Source organism: Bdellovibrio sp. CKG001, assembly GCF_055397465.1.
On sequence record NZ_AP029173.1, the window covers coordinates 2,025,950 to 2,045,215 of the forward strand.

Genomic DNA, 19,266 nt, shown 5'->3' on the forward strand with positions numbered 1-19,266 from the left:
GTCTTACTTCTGACTCAGACGGGTTTCCACCGGCGCCAGCCAGATATCGACAATTTTACCTTTTTTGACTTTACCTTTTTCCTTAAACCAGAAGTCCGCGGTTTCGCGCGCTTCTGCATGAGGCCCCAAAGGAGTCACAATGTTTTCCTGGTATTTCAAAGACACTTTAACAATGCGTTTATGAAGTTTTTCAACTTCTTCCTTCTGGGAAATACCATCACCATTTTTATCATTCCAAATCACCAGTTTCTTGAAATCTTTGTCACGATGATCAATCACACCATCTTTGTTGGTGTCCATCTTCTTCAGAACTTCAAAGCCGTTTTCGGCGCTGGCATTGTCACCAAACAGCTCGTCTTTTTTGTCAATCATCCCAGACTTGTCCCGATCCAAAGCCACGAACCAGCCTGGAGAACCTGCATCCGGCCAATGAGTCTTGCCAAAAGGATTCAGCGGGAAATCGCTGGTGTTTTTAAACTCGGGACGACCGTCATCGAAGAACACCATCAATGGCGACCAGTAACCGCCACAGAAACCGGTTTCCCCTGGGAAGGCCACGTTGATTTCAACATTGGATTTATCCGAGGAAACAGAGATACCTCCGAAGGATGCGGAGACCGCACCGGATTTACCCATATAATCACCACAAGGATAAGTCGGGATATACGAGGAGTATCCATAGCCACCATAGACGGCACCACCGTTACAGTTTTGCACCGTCTGCGAGAAACTATAGCTCTTCAGATAAATATCTCCATTGGCAGGAATAGTGACATTCCCGGCAGCATCCACCGTCACACCCGTTGGAATCGGTGTATTCAGAATGACAGAGTTTCCGAAGATGGCCGCCTTGCCTCCATTGGGAATAGAGACGTTGGAAGAGTCAATCTCTTGAATCTTGCCTGCCATCGCCATGCCTTCCGGTCGCACCACCAAAGCTGGGTACTTCACAGAAATTGGATAATCCTTGCCCCCGATGGAGACAACCAGGCTTGCATTGACAATAGCACTGGCAGCCAAAGGATTCCCAACCCCGCGCAGATTGGTGGCAAAGCAGGAATTATTGATCTTGATAACAGTGGAGCTTTTACCGGAGCGCGTGACCATTCCGGACGCCGGGGCGGATGTCACCGAATCCCCCGAACTGACACTGTTTACTGCCATAGGGAAGTCTTTGTCGGCGGCCTGTGTTGAGAAACTCAACGCAGAAATCGCCACGATCCCCCAAATTTTTACGTACCTCATAAATCCCCCTTACACCCCGGAATTACAGACCTGCCGTCTGCTGTCCCGTGGTGGATTTCTTCTGTGACTTAATAATTTTGAAATAAATCATGCGCTTTAAAACGGAATCCCTTTTCAGCTGCAAGGATTCAATTTTATCCGCCAGCAACATCGGCGCGGACCATCGCCCACTTTCATAAGTTTGCTTGAAAAGTTTTGCCGGTGTCCCTTCAAGGGATTCATCCTTTTCCGGTTCCACATAATAGCGAACCATGCGCACCGGACGCAGACGAACAATCGCCTGGCCCCCGCCAATGGATGGAGCCCGTCGCAGGAACGTATCCACGCTGTCCATCAATACATTGGACTGAGGATTGCGCATATCAATCATTTCACGAATGGTGGCATCATTCACCACGGCATCATTTTTAATCATACCGACAAAGACCGGGCTGCGCGGCGCCACCTTCATGTTCACATTTCCGGCAGTATCCACCGGGCGCAGACGGGCTGGTGTGTCCAGCATCAACATGCGACCATTGGTCCAGAAGTCAGGATTTGATGCCTTGTAAAGATTCGACACCCAGTGATTTCTATTAAGACCCTGGAATTGCAAAGTGGCTGCGGTATTGAAGTCATCCGGCGCTTTTCCCACTTCATAGGCCGCCACTGGATCATAGTTGGCCAGCGGGCCGGCTTTGACATCCTGAACCAGGACCACCATCTCCTTGCGGGTGCTTCCCTTACCTAGGCCCAACTGAATGCTGCGATCCAGACGTCCGGGAACGCTGTTGGCGGGAAGATCCGGATAGTAGTCAAAGAATAAAAGCTTGTTGTCGTCTCTTAAGGTCAGATTATTATAAGACGGATCAATGCCGTTGAAGTCCATGAACAGAATCCGCTCCGCCAAATTGGTGTCAATGGACTCTTCCAGTTGGTTTTTCAACTTCAATTGGTCTTTAGTCACAAACAACTGCGTGGTGACCATGATGGTCGTCAGCATGGCGACCAGACCAATCCCAATCATCATTTCGACTGCGGTAAAACCGCGTTTGTTAAACTTCATCATTTTGCACTCACCACAAAAATATAATCACGGAAAGGCTCGTTCTTTTCCTTCCATGAAGTATGAGTCATGCGTAAAGTCACCTTATACAATCCACGATAGTTCTCATAAGGCTGAATGGTGAAACCGTACCGACCGGCGCAGGTTTCACATTCTTCTTTTGGTACAGAGATTCCGTTATCCCAAGCCATTGGCAATGTATCCGGTGCCAAAGCGGAAGAGGCCCCTTCCTTGTAGTCGAAATTGACCTGGTAGTTTTCAACCCCGGACTTGATGTTTTCTGCAATGTCATTGATCTGTTTATCCGTGGAGGACAGCTCCACTGTGCTGCGCGTGGTGTTGCGCAACGACACCATTCCACCCGTGAAGGCAAAACCGACGATGACAATCAGACCGAAACCCACCAGGGCTTCCACCAAGGTCTGACCTTGATTGTTCTGAATCATTCCTGTCATTTTTCTCATAGACCAGCCTCCCGCGACTGTTCAACCACGAAGAAACGAACCAAACGTCGTTTACAGGTTGTATTGGAAGCCCCTGCCATCAAACCACAATCCGGGTCCACGGAAGTCCACTGGAATGGATCCGCTTTGGCCCGCAGGCTGATGGTGTTACAACCACGGCGATCCGCAACCTCTTGCACGGATGGGATTGGATGCCAGATGGGCTCTCCACTTTCGTCGTTACAGTTTTTACCCGAGAACGACTTCAGGATGTTCGCCGCACGCAGCTCCTTGGTCGCCTGAGGATGATAAATGGCGCTCCAAGTGATACCGGCTTTCAGGGCTGTCGGGTGAATCTTCATATTTCCGACGATAAATGTTCCGATAATTCGTAACGGTGTGTTTCGTGCCTCGATCAGCAATTCATCACAGGTATAGAAGCCCGTCACGAAGCTGGAGTTGGCTTTGATCGTGCACTTACCCACAATCGAGCGCACATTAAAGACCGCATTGCTTCTGTTGGCATTATCAAAAACAATCTCATTCAGAATTGGATCAGAGCCCAATTTCGAGGAAGGCAAGCCGGCAAAGTTCCAGGAGCTGCGAGTGCCCGGCGCAAAGCTGACATCCCAGCCCGCACTACCGAAGGACTGCGAAGGCTTGGAGTTACGGGCCGCTTCACACTGAGCATCCAGAGTGTCAAAATCCACGGAGCTTTCTTTGAAATCAACTAACGCCGAAGAGTTCGCAGATTCTGAGACTCTGTAAGGAGCTTCAATCTGAGTACGGCTGGAGGCCACTTTGAAGTTCAGATAGCGCACCAGATCCTTGTTGCCTCCGTCATTGGTGACAGGCTTACTGTTATAGAAAGTGTTGTCATAAGCCTGGAAGCGCAATACAGGATCCACATAGTTCCCGTTGGCATCAATCAGACTTTTCACGTTCGAAAACTTAACATTGATATTCAAACGATCCGTCTGCAAACGACCGGTCATGCTGTAAACCGGATCCACATCAACCACCACCACCGGTGGGTTGGCCACCAGGGTCTCGTAGGCGTTCTTCTCGGAACGGGCTTTATCATAGTTATACAAAGCCGTGTCGATCTTTGCCTTCTGACCAGGCAGTGTCGTGTTGTTATAAGTACTGATGATCTTCTTCAGCTCTGCGATCTCTTTTTCAAGACTTTCGATTTTATCCGGATCCTGATATTTGTTGGATGTACTGGTCGAAGTGCTTCCGCTGTCCACTGTTGTTTCCGTTGAAACTGTTTTTTCAACGGTCGTGGTGGTGCCGGAAGTTTCTGTTGTGCTGGCTGGAGCTTTGGTAGGCTTAACCGGCTTGCTTTCTTCCGCGGCCAAGGCCGTTTGAGCTGTCTTTAAATCCGCACGATAGCCATCCAGCTCCGACTCATAGGTGTCATAGGTTTTTAAGGCCTGGTCGTAGATCTTTTTCGTGTCATTCACTGCGGTGATAAACTTATTATAGTACTCCTGAGATCCCACCGGAGCCTTCATCGTCAGCTTCCCGTCACGATCCAGCTGCCCTTCCACGGCCCGGGTTCCCAGAATCAAAGATACTTTGACCACACCGTCAGCCTGTTTTGCGTCAGCTTTGGCTGTACCATTACCCCAGTTGAAATACTCGATCGTGGAAGCATTATCCTGAGGAACAAACTTATTCCCCTGAGACAAAGCCAATCGATAGTCAAAGTCATTGGTCCACTGCGAGGTCAGACGACCCGTCAGCTCTGATTCGTAAAGCATATTTTTGGAAGCAAGCTGATTCCCACGATCGATACACTGTCGCATTAAATTTGGATCCGGAGGGGTGCCACTCATCAGCTTGGCAAAGTAGGAAAGACCCAAATCAAGCCCCCCGTCGTTTTCAATACCCTTCAGGAAGCCTCCGAATGTACGGGCATCAGACCAATAGCGATCCAAAGACCCACCGGCAGAGCGTGGCGAATACATTTTGTTGTTGGAATAAATCCAGCCATTCCCCAAATAAACGCGGTCCGCGAAGGTCACAGGACTGTAGCGAATAGAGTCTGGAGAGGCCTTTTCGGAAGCATCGTCCACAGGCAAATGAATATTGCGATTCACAAAGACCGGACTTTGGAAGACCAATCCCTGACTGCCAGAAAGCTCTCCACGATTGCTGAACATGTGAAGAGCAACATCCCCGCGTGGAACACTATAATCCCAGGACTTGTCCAAATGAAGATCGTTAGGCACCAGAAGCGCAAAAGATCCCACTTCGCGTGGATAGATGACAATAGAAGACGACAACACCAACGGTGTTGAACCCAGTCGAATCGGCTCTGACGCCTTGGCTCCGGTTTTTAAGGCCACCGTGATACGCATGTAAACTTCGCGCCCAGAACGTGGAAGATAGGGACTGTCATCCCGTTTTAAGGTCACGGCAACACCATCGACCTTCACGGAGCCACCATCCTCAGTCTTTACATCCTTTAAGGCATTCAAAACCGGAAACAGCGGGTGACTTGCGGTCACCGCACTGGCTTGAACATAGCGGTTGATTTGCGCCAGACGGATATTATTTTTATCCACAGGACCGACGTTGGTTCCATTGGCAATCAGCTGACGAATGAAATTTTCCTGCTCAACTGACATGATCAGACGCTCGACACTGCCCTGATGCGCCAGATTGCATTGATCTGACGGACTGTTTAAAAGAAGATTGTCATCCGTGAAGCAGTACTTCTGTCTCACACCAAAAATCACATAATCCAGAGTACTATTCATGGCAAAACGAAGGCTTACCATATTTTTAGTCTTCACGACCTGCTGCTTCTGACCAATGACGTAGTTGGTAAGGAAGTAAAACGACGTACTCATCACTGCCGTTGCCGCAAGTATCTGCAGAAGGACGTTACCCCTCTTATTACGTACCGATTTTACCATAAATGATTCCTTATTTTTTCCTAGGCTACTTATCGGCAATTACCCGGGATTTTTGAGTTATCCGGCATTCAATAATTGATTTGAAATGTTCACTGTGCAGAGATGAAACACTCTAGGCAGGCACCCAGAACGTGTTCGATCTGAGTGTTCCATTTTTGGAAATAAAAAATCACGCCCTGAAGAAGGGGCGTGATTCACTATGAGACAGTTTAACGGAAAAGCTCTCTCGAGATCTCAATGATGCTCCGGATCCGCGCACGGGGCTCCGGAAAGTTCGGTTTCGATGGTGGCTTCGATAATGCCAAACTCCTTCACCATTTTTTTAATTTGATTCTTAATTTTTTCTATTTCAACCAAACCAACATCACCCGCCAGAACAACGTGACCGGTGAATACGTGCCGCTCTCCATCCAGAGACCACAAATGTCCATGATGCACTCCTTCGACCTTTTCCACTTTCAGGATCGCAGCTTCGACATCCTCCACCTTGATCTGACTGGGGGACGCCATCAGAAACACCTTCATCGCTTCGCCAAGGTTGCGAACAACGTTATACAGAATCCAGCACGCCAGAGCGATGGCCATCCCCGCATCCAATTGGGGCACATCAAAGAACTTCATCACCACCGCCCCGATCAAAACCATGATCCATCCCAGGACGTCCTCTATCATATGCCACATCAGCATCTTTTCGTTCAAAGACGTCCCCTTGGACACGCGGTAGGCAGCATAGCCATTAACACCCACACCTAACAGAGCCAGCAAAATCATCCCGTCAGCGTGCGGCTGCTCAGGGGCGAAAAGACGTGGCACCGCCTCGATCAAAATATAAATTGAACCTACAACAAGAATCATTCCCGTGAGCACCGCCCCCAAGGTGGAAAAACGGCGATAGCCATACGAGAACTGCCCATCGCTTTGTTTGTGCGAGACCTTCTCAAGAATGATCGCCAACAACATCGCCAGCGCGTCGCCGAAGTCATGAAGGGCATCACTTAAAATAGCCACACTGTTTGTCCAAAGGCCGCCGACAAGCTCTATCAACGCAAAGCTTAAGTTTAAGACCAGTGCAAAGCTCATTCTGCCAACGGCCGCCCCGTGGGAATGATGATGGTGATGTCCATGACTGTGGGAGTGATGATGATGGGCGCTTTTAGATTCTGACATAGCTCATTTAACGCTTTCCCGGACGCTGAAGTCAATGGCGCCCCTGTATAGATTTGACCGATCCCGGGCCTCATGATAGTTCCAAAAGCCTATGACACGCTCTCAATACAAGAAATTTGCATTTAGCCTTCTTATTTACACAATACTCGTGATTCTCTGGGGAGCATGGGTGCGCATTTCCCACTCGGGTGATGGTTGTGGTGACACCTGGCCCTTGTGCCATGGGCGCCTGATCCCCGAGGCTGAGCGTGGAAAGACCTGGGTTGAATATGGACATCGCCTGATGTCTGGTGTCTATGGTCTGGTGGTGATTTACTTCTGGTGGGTGGCCCGCAAGCTTTATCAGCCCGGTCACTTTGCACGCAAAGCGGCGGTGGCAACCTTGATCTTCACAATCACGGAAGCTTTGTTGGGCGCCAAGCTGGTGCTTTTCAAACTGGTCACCACCAACGATACTCCTTATCGCGCCTTTGTGATGGCCCTGCACCAGGTGAATTCCTTCATGTTGACCGGTGCCGTTGCACTGGTTGCCGTCGCGGCCCTTTCATCAACCGAAGCTCATAAATCCTCGTCACCCAAACAAGTCTATCGTTTCTTCCCATGGATTATTGTGGCTATCGGGATTACGGGCGCCTGGGCTTCTTTGTCGAACTCTCTTTTCCCCACAGACAACCTGTGGGAGGGATTCATGGCGGATTTCTCAAGCGAATCCCACTTCCTGATTCGCATCCGGGGCCTGCATCCACTGTTCGCGCTTTTGGGCGGTGGCGGTCTGGCACTTTACTTCTGGCTGAAAGCACAAACTGCTGAACTGGCCGAGATTCAAAAACGCTCGCTGCAGATGAGTGTCCTTTTAATTTTCGGAATTATTTTCGGTATTGCCACATTGCTGCTGCACGCCCCGGTCTGGATGAAGATCGTTCACTTGGCGCTGGCTCACGGCATCTGGGTCGTGATGCTCCAATGGGTCTACTTGATCAGGACAAAGAGCCAAAACTAAAGGTTGTTCAAAAAACAACGCAGTCGATTGGGCCTTTTTAAACAGCCTCTATGTCGTGAGCTCGTTGGATTCCATCAGTCGATGCAGGAAGTGAATCTTTTCATTCAGGTCGTCGTACTCTAAAACCATCTGCTGCAGATCGTAGTCGCGCACCAGGTAAGAGGCAAAACTTCCCACGATCTCTTCGGGATGAGTCAGATTGCGCATGAAAAGGTCTCTTTGTGCGGGGTCGGGTATATGGGTTTGAATCCAGCGGGTCAGAATTTTATGCAGGGAATTTAATTCAAGACGAAGACTTGGCTCCAACACGGTCTTTTCAGGGATGATCTGCCCTTCACAGACCATGTATGGCGTTCCTCGATCCAAGACCTTGCCAAGCCGTAACTTGCCTTGCCCCTGGATAAAGATCAAAAGAGTTCCGTTCAATCGCTCTTCAACGATCTGAACATAGCCATAACCGGCCACCTCGCGCACAAAAGGAACCTTGTCGCCCGGCTTGACCGGCACAACCTTGGAGGGGTCTTCAATAAACCCCACAGCCACCGGAGTCTGGGTCGCAACCGCTTCCTTGATCATGGAAAGGTAGCGAGGCTCGAAAATATTCAAGGGCTTCGTGGTTCGTGGGAATAATGTCACGTTGACCAGTGGAAAAAGAAATACTTCCATGTGAACAAGACTCCTCGGCTTGATAATCTATTATAAGGACTGTAGGCTGTAATTGCTATGGAAAAGGTGGATGTGACAAATCGAAATGTGGTCTTTTTTGATGGTGTCTGCCATCTTTGTAACGGTTTTGTCGATGCTGTGATCAGCCGCGACCAAAAGCACACTTTCCTATTTGCCCCACTTCAGGGAACCACTGCGGAATCAATTCTGCCCCCTGAGGATCGCTCCAAACTTGATACGGTGATCTACTTTGAGTCAGGCAAACTTCACTACCGTTCCGCCGCGATTCTGAAAATCCTCACCAACTTGGGTGGAATCTACAAACTGTTCGCTTTAGCTTGGTTGATCCCTGGACCTTTGCGTGACTTCCTATACAAAGTTATCGCAAAAAATCGCTATGCCTGGTTCGGAGAGCGCGAGTTCTGCCGACTGCCCACCCCTGCGGAACGATCTTATCTTCTGCCCTAAAGAAGACCCCTCAGCCTGGCGACAAAGGGCCTGTCCGCCGCCGACAGCTCCTCGACCTGCACTTCTTCCAGCGTCTGCCACTTAAAGGCATCGTGCTCTGTCAGACGCAATTCTTCATCCCCACGCACCAAGGCCCGATAAACACGCAGACGAATCAGCTTGGTCGGATAAGCGTAGTCTTCTTCCCCGACAAGTTCCTTCACGCGAATAGAAAGGGACAGTTCCTCTTGTATTTCACGAATCAAGGCCTGCTCCGGAGACTCCGACGGCTCGACCTTGCCCCCGGGGAACTCCCAAAAACCGGCTCCGGACTGATCGGGTCCTCGGCGCACCACCAAGATCCGCCCGGTGGGATCACCATCTCGCTGAATCACTGCCGCCACCACAAGGACGGGCTCCTGCTTCCTGGTCATGAGTATTCCTTTTGTAGGACTTAAGTATATAGCTGTATTTTGAGTTTTTTAAAGAATTGTTTTAACCTAAGAAGGTTCACGCACAGTATTGGGGCTTCCTAATTCCTGACAGTGTTGTTACAGTAAGAGCTTTTGGGGCCCCACAGCTCACACGACTTACGGAAATACGCAGCATGATCGATTCGGGCAATTCATACTTTATACTTCTTATCAGCGGGGTTGCCCTGTTCCTTTACGGAATGAGTCTGGCCTCCTCCTCTTTAGAAAAGATCATGGCCGGGAAAATCACCGGCCTTTTAAATCACCTCTCGCAAAGTAAGTTTTTGGCCATCCTGACCGGGGTTGTGCTTACCACTTTGATGCAAAGTTCAGGTGCGGTGACGACCATGCTGGTGGGATTGGGTTCAGCCCGCGTCGTAAACCTTCGTCAGGTGATGGGGGTCATCATCGGGACTGCGGTGGGAACTACCTTGACGGTACAGCTGATCTCTTTGGATCTGACTCAGTACGCGCTGCCGGTGTTTGCTATCGCCTTTGCCTTTTACTTTAAAGCCAAGAAGACCATCTTCAAGAATCTTTCTTTGGTCTTTATGGGCTTTGGACTTTTGTTCTTTGGAATGAAGCTGATCTCGATTTCATCTCATCACTTTGCTGAAAACCCGATGATGACTGAAATTTTCCAAAGCGTGCGCGACAATCCTGGCTATTCGCTTTTGATTTCCGTGGTGTTCTGCGCCTTTGTTCAAAGCAGTGCGGTGACCATTGGTCTGGCGATGAGTTTGGCGATGGTGAAAGCCATCACATTCTATGATGCCATGCTATGGGTGTATGGCGCCAACATCGGGACCACTTCTGTTGCCTTGATCGCCGCTGCGGGAGGAAACTACATCGGCCGCCAGGTGGCCTGGGCACATTTCTTCTATAAAACCATCAGCGTGGTGATCTTCTACCCGTTCACCCAGATCTTTATCGACTTCATGCTGACCTTTGACACCACGGTCGCACGCTCCATCGCCAACGCACATTTGATCTTTAACGTATTATCCTCGATCATCTTCTTCCCATTCATCAATAAAGGGGCGGAGATGATTGAAAAGATGTTCCCGAAAGCCGCCAGCGAAGAGTTTGGCACTGAGTTCGTGAACATGAATAACTACCAAAGTTCGGCTCTGGCCATTTCCTATGCCAATCGTGAGATCATGCGAACGGCGGACATTGTTCTGGGCATGATCAAGGACTCCATACGCCTGTTTGAAACAAACGATCCCAAGGACTTTGACTCCATCAAAGATCGCGATAATAAGGTGGATTTCCTTTATCGTGAAACCAAGATGTTCCTGCTGGATCACGCCAACAAATCCACGACCGTGGTTCATCAAAATGTCATGAACATGATCATGTTCTTAAGCGATCTGGAGCGAGCCGCGGATGCCATCGACATCAACATCCTGGCTTTGGCGATTAAGAAAAATGCCCTGAAACTGGAGTTCTCTGACGAAGGCTGGGCTGAAATCCGCCAGATGCATGAACAAGTGGTTAAAGTCGCCGCCATGGCTATCAATGCCTACCAGAACAAGGATCTGGCTGAAGCCGCTATTCAGTTGAAGCGCGACCTGGCCAAGACCGAAATTTCCCTGCGCGAAAATCACATCAGTCGTCTGAACAGAGGACTGAACACGTCCATCAACACCAGCTCTATTCACCTGGATTTGCTCAGTGAATATCGCCGTATTGCCAGCTTGCTATGCAACCACGCCTACAACCAGAGGTCCCAAGCATGATGAACAATGCCTACACCCCGATTGGCCTTTTGATCATTTCCAACATCTTTATGACTTTTGCATGGTATGGGCATCTGAAGACTTTAAAAGCTTCGGCTTTGTGGCTTGTCATTCTGATCAGCTGGGGCGTGGCCTTTTTCGAGTATGTCTTTCAGGTTCCCGCCAACCGCCTGGGATCGAATTACTACTCTCTGCCGCAACTGAAGATCATCCAGGAAGTCATCACCATGGTGGTGTTTGCGGGGTTCTCGGTTCTCTATATGAAACAGTCCCTGAAGCTGGACTACCTATGGGCAGGGCTTTGTTTGATCGGGGCCGTTTATTTTATATTTCGGACACCTTAAAAAACTGCTTCCCCTATTTGGCTCATTTCAGGATATAATATCAATATGAAGTTCATTTATGTCCTAGAAGATGATGAACGCACTCAAAAAGATCTATTTGAGACCCTAAAAAACATAGATCCCAAGCTTGCTATTCGCTTTTTTCACAGTCTTTCAGAATTCCATGAGTGGTTGAAAGTGGCTGTCTCAGAAGGAGCCCTGGCATTGGCTGCCGGGGGGCGCCCCTACAAAGACGACACAGGTCCGGCTATTGAATCCTCGAATTCGCACCAATTACGTCTGGTGATTGCGAAAAACGAATTCATGGGCGTTCAAAATATCGGCTTGATCAAGCGGGCGCGTGACTTCTTCCTGCGTAAAAAAATGTGCTCTGAACAAGAGCCGACAGCGTTGATTCTGACGGCGTTTGACAGTCCTGACTTTGACATCAGCCTGGCTGAAGAGCGCATCATCAACAACCTCATCTTTAAACCGTTCGACAAGCTTATCCTAAGACAACACCTGGAATATGCACTCACCGGACACCACCCGGTCACTTCGACTGCTGTGGCTTCAATGCAGATCAACTCCACAATCGAGATGCTTAAGGAAGTCACGCTCAACAGTATTTCCGAAATTGGCTTCACCACTTTAAACAATCACGCCATCCGCATTGGCGCTTTGACGAAGTACTATAGTGATTCTTTCACCACAGACAGCAAAAAATCACTCTTGGCCTTCTGCAGTTCCTGCAAAGAGGTCAGTCCGGACCAGTATCTTTGTGAGTTTCTTTTCTTCGGTGCCGACAATCAGCAGATTAGCCAGATTCGTCGTAATATCCTGCAGAACAAATCCCATACTGCGGATTCACTTCTGCAGGCATCCGGCGTGAAGAAGCGCATCCTGATCATGGACGAAGATGTCCCGCTGTCCCTGGATCAGAAAACTTTTCTTAGCGAACGCTTCGCCAACTCGGAAGTTTACACTTATTCCAACTATGGACAGTTGCTTTCAGATCTAGCCGACAAAGAAACGCCAAATCGTCAGACACTGCCTGTTGAATTCGACATCCTTTTTGCCAACTACGAATTGTTTGAAATTGATAAGCAGAAAAAATGGGAACAACTGCAGCAATACCTTAAGGACCGCTGCAAAGCCCATGGGATGGAAATGAAGACCGCCCCTGAATTGTACCTTGTCAGTAAAAAACGTTTGCAGGTTGACGAAGTCAAAGGTCTTTCTTCGTGGGCCAAGGAAGTCTTCTTTACTCCACTGGACAAAACCTATATCACCAAAAAACTTTTAAAAACCCACACGGACCTGGCCAATAAAGCTGAGGTGACAATCGCCCAGCAAAAGGATAACAATCCTTTAAAAGTGGCCAATCCGGTTGAAATCACCCAGATCTCGGAAGCCGGTCTTATTTTGAAGTATTACCGTGAGATGAGCATCGGAGCCTTCCGGGAATTTATTTTGTGGCGCCCGGAGGAACTTGAAACGCCTGAAATTATAGGCACTGTGAACTACACCGAAAAAGACAAAGGGGGTGGCGATCATTACCTCAACCACTTCGTCTTCTTCGGCATGAAAGATTACTATCTAAAACACATCCGTCTTTGGTTGCGCGAAGCCTATATCAAAAACAAATCCTCTTAGATCTTCTTGCGCTTTAGCAGCAAAGAATTGCTGACCACGGACACGGAACTCATGGCCATTGCCGCCCCCGCGATGACCGGATTGAGCATTCCCAAAGATGCCAGAGGAATTCCCAACACGTTGTAGATAAAGGCAAAGAACAAATTCTGACGAATCTTTTTCAGCGTCAAATGAGACAGCTCAATCGCATGGGCCACTGACATCAGATCATTCTTCATCAGTGTTACATCGGCCGTTTCAATGGCGATATCCGTCCCTGATGACATGGAGAAACTGACATCCGCCATCGCCAAAGCCGGAGCATCGTTAATCCCGTCGCCAACCATCGCCACTCGCTTTTTCTGGCGTTTCAAGGTCACAATCACATTGGCTTTATCTGCCGGCTTCACGCTGTGCTTAAAGTCAGTGATTCCGGCCTGGCGGGAAATCTCGCGAGCCGTGCCCTCATTATCCCCCGTCAGCATCATCACTTTCACACCGCGCTTTTGAATTTCAGCAATGGCCTCTTTGGAACTTTCACGTATACGATCCGCCACCGCGATATAACCCAAGACCCGCTCATCATCGGCCAAAGCCATCAGGGTTTGCCCCTTGCCTTCAAGCTCGCTCAACAGCTTCTGATCCAAAGAATACGGTGCGGCCACCCAGCTGGTTTTCCCGAGCTTCAGGTTGCGATTTTCAATGCGTCCTTCAACGCCCTGACCGACGACGTTGTTAAATCTCTGAACGGTTTGAAGCTCCAATCCTTTTTTCTTGGCTTCTTCAACAACGGCATGAGCCAAGGGATGCGAAGAACCCATTTCCAAACTGGCAGCCCAACGCAGAACTTCATTTTTATCCTGACCTGCTGTCACGTGAACCTCGGTCACAACAGGCTTTCCTTCCGTGATTGTGCCGGTTTTATCCAAAACCAGAACATCAATTTTTTCCGCCAGCTCCAGAGCTTTGGCATCACGGAACAAGACACCAGCTTGCGCGCCCTTGCCAATCCCCACAACCACAGCCGTCGGCGTTGCCAACCCCAAAGCACAAGGACAAGCGATAACCAAAACAGAGACAGAGGAAATAAAGGCGGCGGTCAGATCCCCCGTCCAAAGCCAAGTGCCCACAAACGTCAGCACACTAATCCCAACAACCACCGGAACAAACACACTGGAAATCTTATCTGCCAAACGCTGAATCGGAGCCTTGGACCCTTGAGCCGTCGTGACAATTTTAATGATCTGAGCCAACTGGGTTTTTGCGCCCACACCAGTGGCCTTGATACGCAAGCTGCCATCCTGATTCAGCGTCGCTGCATAAACACGATCATCCACACCCTTTTGCACCGGCAGACTTTCACCCGTCAGCATGGATTCATCCACCGTGGACACCCCTTCGATCACCAGGCCGTCCACCGGGATGGATTCGCCGTTTTTTACAACCACAATGTCACCCGCAACCAGATCGGTAATATCAATCTGGACAATCTCCCCATGGCGCTCCACAAGGGCCTGTTTCGGCTGCAAACGCAGCAGGCCTTCCACGGCTTCGGACGTCTTACCCTTGGCGCGACTTTCCATCAGTTTTCCAAGCAGAATCAAGGTAATAACGGCGGTGCTGGCTTCAAAGTAAACGTGATGATGATGCCAGTTCAGCAAGGTGATCACGGCACTCAGGCCGTAAGCCATCGTCGTACCTAAAGCCACCAACACGTCCATGTTGGCACTTCCTGATCGCAAAGCAAAGTAGGACCCACGATAAAAACGCCATCCGACCCAGAATTGAACCGGGGTCGCCAAAATCCACTGCAGCCAGCGAGGCATCATCTCATGTCCGGCGCCGGTAAACATCGCCACCATCTCAATAAGGAATGGCAAGGTGAGAATCGCTGAGATCACAAATAAACGAAGTTCCTTGCGGTATTCAGCGATCGCCTCTTCTTTGGCTTTTTGCGTATCCACCTCTGAGTTGACCTCAAACGCCTGGTAGCCAAGATCCTGAATGGTCTTAATCAGATTTTCGACTTTTAAAGGGCTGTCACCGAAGTCCACATGGGCTTTCTCCGTGGCAAAATTCACAGAGGCCCTGACCCCGGGAAGAGCATTCAGACTTTTTTCAATTTTACCGGCACAGTTGACACAGGACATGCCAATAAGTTGCAACTCGGTGGTATCCTGCACAGCTACTTTTTCCATAACAACCTACTACTTACTGACGAGTTTCATGATCTCGTCGATCTTTTTTGCCACTTCTTTTTCATCTCGGGACTTGATCGCCGTTTTAACGCAGCCATGCACATGGGTTTTCATGATCTCGTTTTCCACGGCCTGCAGGGCTTTGGCGGCGGCCCGGATCTGAAAGACGATGTCGGGACAATAGCGACGCTCTTCGATCATCTTCTGAACCCCATCCAACTGACCACGAACGCGGTTTAAACGCTTTAAATGCTCGCTGTGATCGGGATGCTGGGGGGAATCTTTTTTCATGACACACCTCGAATTCGGTTCCAGTGTATACCCCCCTAGGGTATGTATTTCAAGAGGGTGTTGATAAAAAATATTTTTCCTCATTTTGTCACAAACCCTCAGATCGCCCCCTAGTACGGCGTAGCAAGAGGATTTATGCTGGATAGAATTATTAAGTATTCCCTAACTCATCGTCTCATTGTGGTTGCTTTGGCGGCCCTGGCTATTGCTTATGGCGGCTGGGCCCTGGTCCACTTGCCCGTGGATGTGTTCCCCGATTTAAATCGCCCCACAGTCAACATCATGACCGAAGCCCATGGCATGGCGCCAGAAGAGGTGGAAACCCTGGTAACCTTCCCCTTGGAGACCGCTCTCAATGGCCTGCCGGGAGTTGAAAGAGTGCGCTCGTCTTCCGGTGTGGGCTTAAGCGTCATCTATGTCGAGTTCGCGTGGGACACGGATATCTATCGCAACCGCCAGATGGTTCAGGAAAAAATCGCTCTTGCCAAAGAAAAGCTGCCCAAGAATATCTCGCCTGTCTTAGGGCCGATATCTTCCATCATGGGTGAGATTCAATTTGTAGGTTTAAGTTCGCCGGACAATAAGGTCTCGGGAATGGAATTAAGAACTCTGGCAGACTGGACACTGCGTCCTCGCCTGATGAGCATCCCGGGTGTTTCTCAAGTCATCTCCATCGGTGGCGGCGTTCGCCAGTTCCAGATTCTGATCTCTGCCGAAAAGATCCAAAAGCTGCAACTGACCATGGATGAGATCGAACACAATCTGTCCGATGTCAGTGTAAACTCCACCGGAGGTTTCATTGATCTGGAGGGTCAAGAGTTCCTGATCCGTAATATCGGCGGAGTAAAAGAAAAAGAAGAAATCATGAACTCGGTGGTCGGCATGCACCTGGGGCGTCCGGTTCTGGTGAAGGACATTGCGGAAGTTGTCGAAGGTCCTCAGACCAAACGCGGTGATGGTAGCGTCAATGGCAAACCCGGTGTCATCTTAAGTATTCAAAAGCAACCCGGCGCCAGCACTCTGGACTTGACCGAAAAGATTGACGAAGCTCTGAAGCAGTTTCAATCCTCTCTTCCAGCGGGCGTAGAGCTTCAGCCTAATTTGTTCAAACAATCCCTGTTCATCGAGCATGCCATCGACAATGTGAAAATGGCTCTGCGCGACGGGGTCTTGCTGGTGCTGGTGGTTCTGTTTTTGTTCCTGATGAACTTCCGAACCACCGCCATCACGATGACAGCCATTCCCCTTTCGTTTGTCCTGACTGCGATTGTCTTTAAGATGTTTGGCCTTTCGGTCAACACCATGACTTTGGGCGGCTTGGCGATTGCTATTGGTGAGTTGGTGGACGATGCCATTGTCGATGTTGAAAACGTCTATCGCCGGTTGCGCGAAAACAAAACCCTGCCCAACCCGCGAAATCCGCTGGTTGTCATCTATGAAGCCTCTTCAGAGGTTCGGAACTCTATCGTCATCGCCACTTTGATCGTGGTGCTGGTCTTTGTTCCGCTGTTTAGCATGAGTGGCATTGAAGGCCGTCTGTTTGTTCCACTGGGGATCTCCTATATCGTGTCTTTGCTGGCTTCGATGGTTGTTTCTTTGACCGTCACACCGGCTCTTTGCTCTTACTTCCTTTCTAAAGGTGAACTGCTTGAACACAAGGACGGCCCGATTGTTCGATTCTTGAAAAAACATCAGGCGCGTCTTTTGGAAAAAACCTTGGATCGCCCCAAACCGATTCTAATCTTTTCTTCACTGCTGCTGGTGGCAGCTATTACTCTGTCCGCAATCCTTGGAAGAGACTTCCTGCCCCACTTCAACGAAGGCTCTGCAACGATCACCATCGTCGCCAAGCCGGGCATCTCACTTGAAGAATCCAACAAGATCGGTTCCCAGGCAGAACTCATCGTTTTACAGACACCGGAAGTCACGACCGTATCCCGCCGTACCGGACGCGCTGAGCTGGATGAACATGCCGAAGGCGTGAATACGTCCGAAGTCGAAGTGGACTTCAAGGAAGAAGGCCGCCCACGCGGCGTGGTTCTTGAGGAAATCCGCAAAAATCTGGAAGTGCTTCCAGATGTGGGCATCAATATCGGACAGCCTATCTCCCACCGCCTGGATCACTTGCTTTCAGGGGTTCGCGCACAGATAGCCATCAAGGTTTTCGGCCCAGAACTGCCAACTTTAAGAGCTAAGGGCGCTGAAGTCTATCAGGCCATCAAAGACGTTCCCGGCCTGGTGGACCTTCAAGTCGAGCAGCAGGTCCTGATTCCACAGGTGAAAATCCACTTGCTGCGTGAAGAAGCTTCCCGCTATGGCATCACAGTTGGAGATCTGGCCCAACTTTTAGAAAAAGCCCTGCAGGGTGAAGTCGTGGGACAAATTCTTGAGGGACAGAAAACCGTCGACGTCTTTATGCGCTTTGATGACAAATCCCGCACGGATTTGGAACTGATAAAAAAGACACCGGTCAAGATTATGCCTGACGGCAGCCGTATCACCGTGGAAAAGGTGGCCGACGTCTATGAATCCACCGGACCTAATATCATTCAAAGAGAAAACGCCCAAAGACGAATTGTGGTTCAGGCGAACTCCGCTGACAGATCTTTGGATGCCATTATGACCGACATCAAAAAGAACATTGAGGAAAAAGTAAAACTTCCGCCAGGGTATTATGTGGTTTACGGAGGACAGTTTGAAAGCCAGCAACAGGCTTCACAACTGATGATTCTGTTAGGAGCCTTGTCTGTCATCACCATCTTCTTGATACTGCTTGCGCACTTCAAGTCCACCTTCATTTCGATACAGATCATGCTGAATATTCCCATGGCCTTTATCGGGGGGATCTTTGCCATCTATCTGACCGGCGGAACATTAAGCATTGCCAGTCTTGTCGCCTTTATCACATTGTGTGGTATTGCATCCCGAAACGGCATCATGATGTTGTCTCATTACCTGCACCTGATGAAACATGAGGGCGAATCCTTTACCAAAGCCATGGTGATCCGCGGATCCTTAGAGCGCTTGGTTCCAGTTCTGATGACAGCCCTGACGGCAATTCTGGGACTTCTGCCTTTGGCGATGTCACCCGATGCTCCGGGCCGCGAGATCCTGCATCCTGTCGCCATTGTGATTGTGGGCGGTCTGCTTAGCAGCACACTGCTTGACATGTACGTCACCCCGGCGATCTTCTATCATTTTGGTAAGAAGTCCGCTTTAAAATCCATTGAAGAAAGCAATAAAGAAGGAGTCCTTTTATGAAACTGACATCTTTGGCAGCCGCCTTGGTTTTGTCTCTCTTTGCATCTGCCTCTTTGGCCCACGAAGGTCATGACCAGGTACCTGGCAGCTTGAAGGCCATGCATGGTGGCATCCCCAAAGCCGGAAAACTGATGAATATGGAAATGCTGGCGATCGAAAACAAAGTACAGTTGTTCCCGCGCGCTCACGAAGGGGAAACCATTGATATGACCAAATTAAAAATCAGCGGCACGGCGAAATCCCCGAAAGGCAAATCCCAACCGTTGAAACTGACCCAGGTGGAAAAAGCTTTCAACACGGAAGTGGACTTCCAGGGTTCTCACCGTGTGAACCTAGAGATCAAAGCTGAATACGAAGGCAAAACAGACACCTTCAAGTTCCTGGTTGAAAAATAAGGAGATCC

At 49.5% G+C, this 19,266-nt stretch carries 16 protein-coding genes; 7 read left to right on the top strand and 9 right to left on the bottom strand.

Going from position 1 to position 19,266, the window contains the following annotated elements; translation table 11 throughout:
* Positions 1 to 3: 3 nt before the first annotated feature.
* The 5 genes from ACZ50P_RS09800 to ACZ50P_RS09820 form a co-directional block, all read right to left on the bottom strand.
* The gene (locus ACZ50P_RS09800; RefSeq protein WP_464130852.1) at positions 4 to 1,245 is read right to left on the bottom strand and encodes an EF-hand domain-containing protein; all 1,242 of its coding nucleotides are present in this window, start codon (positions 1,243 to 1,245) and stop codon (positions 4 to 6) included.
* A gap of 22 nt (positions 1,246 to 1,267) precedes the next feature.
* Positions 1,268 to 2,293: a hypothetical protein gene (locus tag ACZ50P_RS09805; protein ID WP_464130853.1), complete on the bottom strand. Its 1,026-nt coding sequence runs from the start codon at positions 2,291 to 2,293 to the stop codon at positions 1,268 to 1,270.
* The gene (locus ACZ50P_RS09810) at positions 2,290 to 2,754 is read right to left on the bottom strand and encodes a hypothetical protein (RefSeq protein ID WP_464130855.1); all 465 of its coding nucleotides are present in this window, start codon (positions 2,752 to 2,754) and stop codon (positions 2,290 to 2,292) included. The genes ACZ50P_RS09805 and ACZ50P_RS09810 overlap by 4 nt, the downstream gene beginning before the upstream one ends.
* Complete coding sequence (locus ACZ50P_RS09815) at positions 2,751 to 5,660, bottom strand: hypothetical protein (protein WP_464130856.1); 2,910 nt, start codon at positions 5,658 to 5,660, stop codon at positions 2,751 to 2,753. Before ACZ50P_RS09815 ends, ACZ50P_RS09810 begins: the two co-directional genes overlap by 4 nt.
* A gap of 234 nt (positions 5,661 to 5,894) precedes the next feature.
* On the bottom strand, positions 5,895 to 6,827 hold the full coding sequence (locus ACZ50P_RS09820; RefSeq protein WP_464130857.1) for a cation diffusion facilitator family transporter: 933 nt from the start codon (positions 6,825 to 6,827) through the stop codon (positions 5,895 to 5,897).
* 91 nt (positions 6,828 to 6,918) lie between these two features.
* On the opposite strand from ACZ50P_RS09820, the gene ACZ50P_RS09825 reads away from it, so the two are divergent.
* On the top strand, positions 6,919 to 7,827 hold the full coding sequence (locus ACZ50P_RS09825) for a COX15/CtaA family protein (RefSeq protein ID WP_464130859.1): 909 nt from the start codon (positions 6,919 to 6,921) through the stop codon (positions 7,825 to 7,827).
* Positions 7,828 to 7,875: 48 nt separating this feature from the next.
* Here the strand turns inward: ACZ50P_RS09825 and ACZ50P_RS09830 are convergent, their stop codons facing one another.
* Entirely contained in the window at positions 7,876 to 8,493 is a 618-nt protein-coding gene (locus tag ACZ50P_RS09830; RefSeq protein WP_464130860.1) for an LON peptidase substrate-binding domain-containing protein, read from the bottom strand.
* Between the two features lie 57 nt (positions 8,494 to 8,550).
* On the opposite strand from ACZ50P_RS09830, the gene ACZ50P_RS09835 reads away from it, so the two are divergent.
* Complete coding sequence (locus tag ACZ50P_RS09835) at positions 8,551 to 8,961, top strand: thiol-disulfide oxidoreductase DCC family protein (RefSeq protein WP_464130861.1); 411 nt, start codon at positions 8,551 to 8,553, stop codon at positions 8,959 to 8,961.
* Here the strand turns inward: ACZ50P_RS09835 and ACZ50P_RS09840 are convergent.
* Entirely contained in the window at positions 8,958 to 9,374 is a 417-nt protein-coding gene (locus ACZ50P_RS09840) for a (deoxy)nucleoside triphosphate pyrophosphohydrolase (protein WP_464130862.1), read from the bottom strand. The genes ACZ50P_RS09835 and ACZ50P_RS09840 overlap by 4 nt on opposite strands.
* A 173-nt stretch (positions 9,375 to 9,547) precedes the next feature.
* On the opposite strand from ACZ50P_RS09840, the gene ACZ50P_RS09845 reads away from it, so the two are divergent.
* Genes ACZ50P_RS09845 through ACZ50P_RS09855 form a run of 3 tightly spaced genes read left to right on the top strand, consistent with a single transcriptional unit; the run spans position 9,548 to position 13,134 of the window.
* The gene (locus ACZ50P_RS09845; protein WP_464117030.1) at positions 9,548 to 11,155 is read left to right on the top strand and encodes a Na/Pi cotransporter family protein; all 1,608 of its coding nucleotides are present in this window, start codon (positions 9,548 to 9,550) and stop codon (positions 11,153 to 11,155) included.
* Complete coding sequence (locus ACZ50P_RS09850; protein WP_464130864.1) at positions 11,152 to 11,499, top strand: DMT family protein; 348 nt, start codon at positions 11,152 to 11,154, stop codon at positions 11,497 to 11,499. The genes ACZ50P_RS09845 and ACZ50P_RS09850 overlap by 4 nt, the downstream gene beginning before the upstream one ends.
* A gap of 45 nt (positions 11,500 to 11,544) precedes the next feature.
* Positions 11,545 to 13,134, top strand: a complete 1,590-nt coding sequence (locus tag ACZ50P_RS09855) for a hypothetical protein (protein ID WP_464130865.1) — start codon at positions 11,545 to 11,547, stop codon at positions 13,132 to 13,134.
* Here ACZ50P_RS09855 and ACZ50P_RS09860 read toward each other — a convergent pair.
* Positions 13,131 to 15,311: a heavy metal translocating P-type ATPase gene (locus ACZ50P_RS09860; protein ID WP_464130866.1), complete on the bottom strand. Its 2,181-nt coding sequence runs from the start codon at positions 15,309 to 15,311 to the stop codon at positions 13,131 to 13,133. The two genes, ACZ50P_RS09855 and ACZ50P_RS09860, sit on opposite strands and share 4 nt — an antisense overlap.
* Positions 15,312 to 15,320: 9 nt before the next feature.
* Entirely contained in the window at positions 15,321 to 15,602 is a 282-nt protein-coding gene (locus tag ACZ50P_RS09865; protein ID WP_464130868.1) for a metal-sensitive transcriptional regulator, read from the bottom strand.
* A 135-nt stretch (positions 15,603 to 15,737) separates the two neighbouring features.
* Here ACZ50P_RS09865 and ACZ50P_RS09870 point away from each other — a divergent pair, with 135 nt between their 5' ends.
* Together ACZ50P_RS09870 and ACZ50P_RS09875 are read left to right on the top strand one after the other, a co-directional pair.
* Positions 15,738 to 18,863: an efflux RND transporter permease subunit gene (locus ACZ50P_RS09870; protein ID WP_464117034.1), complete on the top strand. Its 3,126-nt coding sequence runs from the start codon at positions 15,738 to 15,740 to the stop codon at positions 18,861 to 18,863.
* Complete coding sequence (locus ACZ50P_RS09875; protein ID WP_464130869.1) at positions 18,860 to 19,258, top strand: hypothetical protein; 399 nt, start codon at positions 18,860 to 18,862, stop codon at positions 19,256 to 19,258. The genes ACZ50P_RS09870 and ACZ50P_RS09875 overlap by 4 nt, the downstream gene beginning before the upstream one ends.
* Positions 19,259 to 19,266: the final 8 nt, after the last annotated feature.